This window comes from Methylophaga sp. SB9B, assembly GCF_004832235.1.
Taxonomy (GTDB): Bacteria; Pseudomonadota; Gammaproteobacteria; order Nitrosococcales; family Methylophagaceae; genus Methylophaga; species Methylophaga muralis.
In genome coordinates, this window is sequence record NZ_SSXS01000018.1 from 1 (window position 1) to 3,572 (window position 3,572).

6 protein-coding genes and 1 tRNA gene are annotated in these 3,572 nt (G+C 44.7%); all 7 read left to right on the forward strand.

Going from position 1 to position 3,572, the window contains the following annotated elements; translation table 11 throughout:
* A partial coding sequence (locus tag E8Q33_RS14685) for an EF-Tu/IF-2/RF-3 family GTPase (protein ID WP_247870140.1) occupies window positions 1-500 on the forward strand: 500 nt, incomplete at its 5' end.
* Between the two features lie 55 nt (window positions 501-555).
* Window positions 556-631, forward strand: a tRNA-Trp gene (locus E8Q33_RS14690).
* Window positions 632-668: 37 nt separating this feature from the next.
* Window positions 669-1,007: a preprotein translocase subunit SecE gene (secE, locus tag E8Q33_RS14695; RefSeq protein WP_069296882.1), complete on the forward strand. Its 339-nt coding sequence runs from the start codon at window positions 669-671 to the stop codon at window positions 1,005-1,007.
* Between the two features lie 13 nt (window positions 1,008-1,020).
* Window positions 1,021-1,554, forward strand: a complete 534-nt coding sequence (gene nusG, locus E8Q33_RS14700; RefSeq protein ID WP_069296881.1) for a transcription termination/antitermination protein NusG — start codon at window positions 1,021-1,023, stop codon at window positions 1,552-1,554.
* Between the two features lie 76 nt (window positions 1,555-1,630).
* A complete protein-coding gene (rplK, locus tag E8Q33_RS14705; RefSeq protein ID WP_069296880.1) occupies window positions 1,631-2,065 on the forward strand; it encodes a 50S ribosomal protein L11 in 435 nt (144 codons plus the stop codon).
* Window positions 2,065-2,757 carry a 50S ribosomal protein L1 gene (gene rplA / locus E8Q33_RS14710; protein WP_069296879.1) on the forward strand — a complete coding sequence of 231 codons (693 nt, stop codon included), beginning with the start codon at window positions 2,065-2,067 and terminating at the stop codon, window positions 2,755-2,757. The genes rplK and rplA overlap by 1 nt, the downstream gene beginning before the upstream one ends.
* Window positions 2,758-2,967: 210 nt before the next feature.
* On the forward strand, window positions 2,968-3,495 hold the full coding sequence (gene rplJ / locus E8Q33_RS14715; protein ID WP_069296878.1) for a 50S ribosomal protein L10: 528 nt from the start codon (window positions 2,968-2,970) through the stop codon (window positions 3,493-3,495).
* Window positions 3,496-3,572: the final 77 nt, after the last annotated feature.

A 3,572-nucleotide genomic window follows, 5' to 3' on the forward strand; every position in this document is an offset into this window, starting at 1 on the left:
CCGGTCGTGTAGAGCGCGGTATTGTTAAAGTTGGCGACGAGTTAGAAATCGTTGGTATCAAAGACACGCAAAAAACCACCTGTACAGGTGTTGAAATGTTCCGCAAATTACTTGACCAAGGTCAAGCAGGCGATAACGTTGGTGTGTTGTTACGTGGTACTAAACGTGAAGACGTTGACCGTGGTCAAGTATTGGCTCACCCAGGCACAATCAAGCCACACACCAAGTTTGAAGCGGAAGTGTACATTTTGTCGAAAGACGAAGGTGGTCGTCATACACCATTTTTCAATGGTTACCGTCCACAGTTTTATTTCCGTACCACCGACGTAACTGGTGCATGTGAATTACCAGCAGGTATTGAAATGGTCATGCCTGGTGATAACGTTAAGATGGACGTAACCTTAATCAATCCGATTGCGATGGAAGAAGGTTTACGTTTTGCTATTCGTGAAGGCGGCCGCACCGTTGGTGCTGGTGTCGTTGCTAAAATCGTCGAATAGTATGTAATGCTTATGGTTGAGTACATGGGTGCTCAACCGAATGAGAGCATATGTTAGGCCAGTAGCTCAATTGGCAGAGCGACGGTCTCCAAAACCGTAGGTTGGGGGTTCGATTCCCTCCTGGCCTGCCATTTTTGTTTTCATCAAGATGGATTAATAACAAAAACAATGGCAGATAAACTCAAATTGATAGTCGCAGCCGCCTTAATGGTCGCTGCGATTGCTTTGTTTTATACCTACTCAGAGTATTCAACATTGCTGCGTGTGCTTGGTCTCCTTGCGGTGGCCGCACTTTCCTTATTCATTGTGTCCCGAGCAACTGTGGGTGCATCAGTGTTATCATACATCGGTGATACTCAGGTAGAAGTGAGAAAAGTTGTCTGGCCAACTCGGCAGGAAACTTTACAAACGACCCTGGTTGTAATTGTTATGGTCATTGTTGTTGCCATTATGTTGTGGGCCTATGACTCACTTTTAGGCTGGGCCGTTCGCGCACTGACCTTATAAAGCTGGATGTGAAATGAGTAAACGCTGGTACGTAATACAAGCCTATTCCGGCTATGAAGCACAAGTAAAACGTTCGTTAGAGGAACGTGTTGCCCGAATGGGTCTTGAAGAAAAGTTTGGTGACATTCTCGTTCCTACAGAAGAAGTTGTGGAAATGCGTGAAGGTCAAAAACGCCGAAGCGAACGCAAGTTTTTTCCTGGCTATGTGCTTGTCAATATGGAAATGGATGATGAAACCTGGCATGTGGTAAATGATCTGCCACGGGTTTTACGATTTATTGGTGGTACTGGAGATCGTCCTGCGCCAATTACGGATAAAGAAGCAGAGCAAATTCTGCAGCGTGTTCAGGAAGGCGTTGAAAGTCCACGGCCGAAAGTACTTTTCGAACCCGGTGAAGTGGTTCGCGTTACTGACGGTCCGTTTAATGATTTCACCGGCGTTGTCGAAGAAGTCAATTACGAGAAAAGTAAGCTGCGCGTGGAAGTGGTTATTTTTGGTCGTTCTACACCAGTTGAACTTGAATTTAGCCAAGTCGCCAAAGGCTAGGCAAAAAAGAAGCCCAGTTAATACTGGAATGTTGTTGGGGAGCCGCAAGGCGTTTGTACCCGTTTAGGAGTTAAAGATGGCTAAGAAAATAACGGCCTACATCAAGCTGCAAGTTGCAGCTGGTCAGGCAAACCCAAGTCCTCCTGTTGGTCCTGCATTAGGTCAGCACGGTGTGAACATCATGGAATTCTGTAAAGCGTTTAACGCAAAAACACAAAATCTGGAACCAGGCTTGCCTACACCAGTTGTGATTTCTGTGTACAACGATAAAAGCTTTACTTTTATCACTAAAACGCCTCCGGCCGCAGTATTGCTGAAAAAAGCAGCTGGCTTGAAAAGTGGTAGTGCTCGCCCAAATACCGATAAAGTCGGTACTGTTACTCGCGCTCAATTGGAAGAAATTGCCAATACAAAAATGCCGGATCTTTCTGCTGCAGACTTAGACGCTGCAGTAAGAACGATTGCTGGTACTGCACGCAGCATGGGTTTGAATACAGAAGGGGTTGAATAATGGCTGCTCTTGGAAAAAGAAGTCGCGCTATTCGCGAGAAGCTGACTGCTGGAAAAGTGTTTGAGCTTGATGAAGCGTTAAGTTTTGTAAAAGATAACGCCTCAGCTAAATTTGTTGAATCTATTGATGTCGCAATTAACTTAGGTGTTGATCCACGTAAATCTGATCAAGTCGTTCGTAGCTCAACTGTATTGCCAAACGGAACTGGTAAAACAGTTCGTGTTGCTGTGTTTGCACAAGGTGCAAATGCTGATGCAGCTAAAGAAGCTGGCGCTGATATTGTAGGTTTCGAAGATCTGGCTGAATCAATCAAAGCCGGCAATATGGATTTTGATGTTGTTATCGCTTCTCCGGATGCGATGCGTATCGTTGGTACATTGGGTCAAGTATTAGGACCTCGTGGATTAATGCCAAACCCTAAAGTCGGAACTGTTACACCAAACGTTGCTGAAGCTGTTAAAAATGCTAAGTCTGGTCAGGTTCGTTACCGTACAGATAAAGCCGGTATCATTCATTGCGCAATTGGTAACGCTAGCTTTGAAGTAGAAGCTTTGCGTCAAAACCTTTTAGCGTTGTTAGACGATTTGAATAAACTGAAACCAAGCTCTGCTAAAGGCATTTACATTAAACGCATTAGTGTTTCCAGCACAATGGGTGCCGGTGTTCCAGTTGATAAATCATTCTTAGCTTAAGCTGAGAAAAAATTTGGACCGCCCAGTGCTAGTCACTGGGTCGTCTAAGACCGCAGGCATGAAAATTTAATAGACGTAAGTCTGCCTGCGCAGACGGGTTCAGCTACAGAAATTCTGAGGTTGAATGCCGTGAAGGTGGAAGTGGCAACACTTCTTTTGTTAGCAACACACGCTACTTGATTATGAGTAGTGAACCTAAGGAGGTCTTAGGTGGCTTTAAATCTCGAAGGTAAAAAGGCCGTCGTTGCTGAGGTCGCTGAAATTGCATCATCTGCGTTTTCTGCTGTTGCAGCAGAATATCGTGGTTTGACTGTTTCAGAAATGACAGCGTTGCGAGTTGCAGCGCGTGAGCAAAATGTTTATTTGCGTGTTGTGCGTAATACATTAGCTCGTCGTGCTGTTGAAGGTACTGATTTCGCCTGCATGCAGGAAGGAATGACTGGACCTTTGGTATTCGGATTTTCTATGGAAGATCCAGGTGCCGTTGCACGTGTCATGGCTGATTTTGCTAAAGACAACAAAAAACTCGAAGTCAAAATGGTTTCATTAGGTGGCAAGCTGTTGCCTGCTTCTGATTTAGACCGTTTGGCGAAAATGCCTACCAAAGATCAAGCTATTAGCATGTTCATGGGTACGCTTAAAGCTCCAATCGAAAAATTTGTTCGTACTTTGCAAGCGCCTACCAGCAAAATGGTTCGCACTTTTGCGGCCGTTCGCGACGCAAAACAAGCTGCTTAATCCATTTTGGATAAGTAACTTTTATTTAATTCTGTAAGCTTGAAATAGGAAAATATCATGGCTGTATCTAAAGACGA

Excerpts from the sequence above, each read along its gene's own strand:
- nusG (WP_069296881.1), top strand. The coding sequence starts at position 1,021 with ATGAGTAAACGCTGGTACGTAATACAAGCCTATTCCGGCTATGAAGCA.
- secE (WP_069296882.1), top strand. The coding sequence starts at position 669 with ATGGCAGATAAACTCAAATTGATAGTCGCAGCCGCCTTAATGGTCGCT.
- rplK (WP_069296880.1), top strand. The coding sequence starts at position 1,631 with ATGGCTAAGAAAATAACGGCCTACATCAAGCTGCAAGTTGCAGCTGGT.
- rplA (WP_069296879.1), top strand. The coding sequence starts at position 2,065 with ATGGCTGCTCTTGGAAAAAGAAGTCGCGCTATTCGCGAGAAGCTGACT.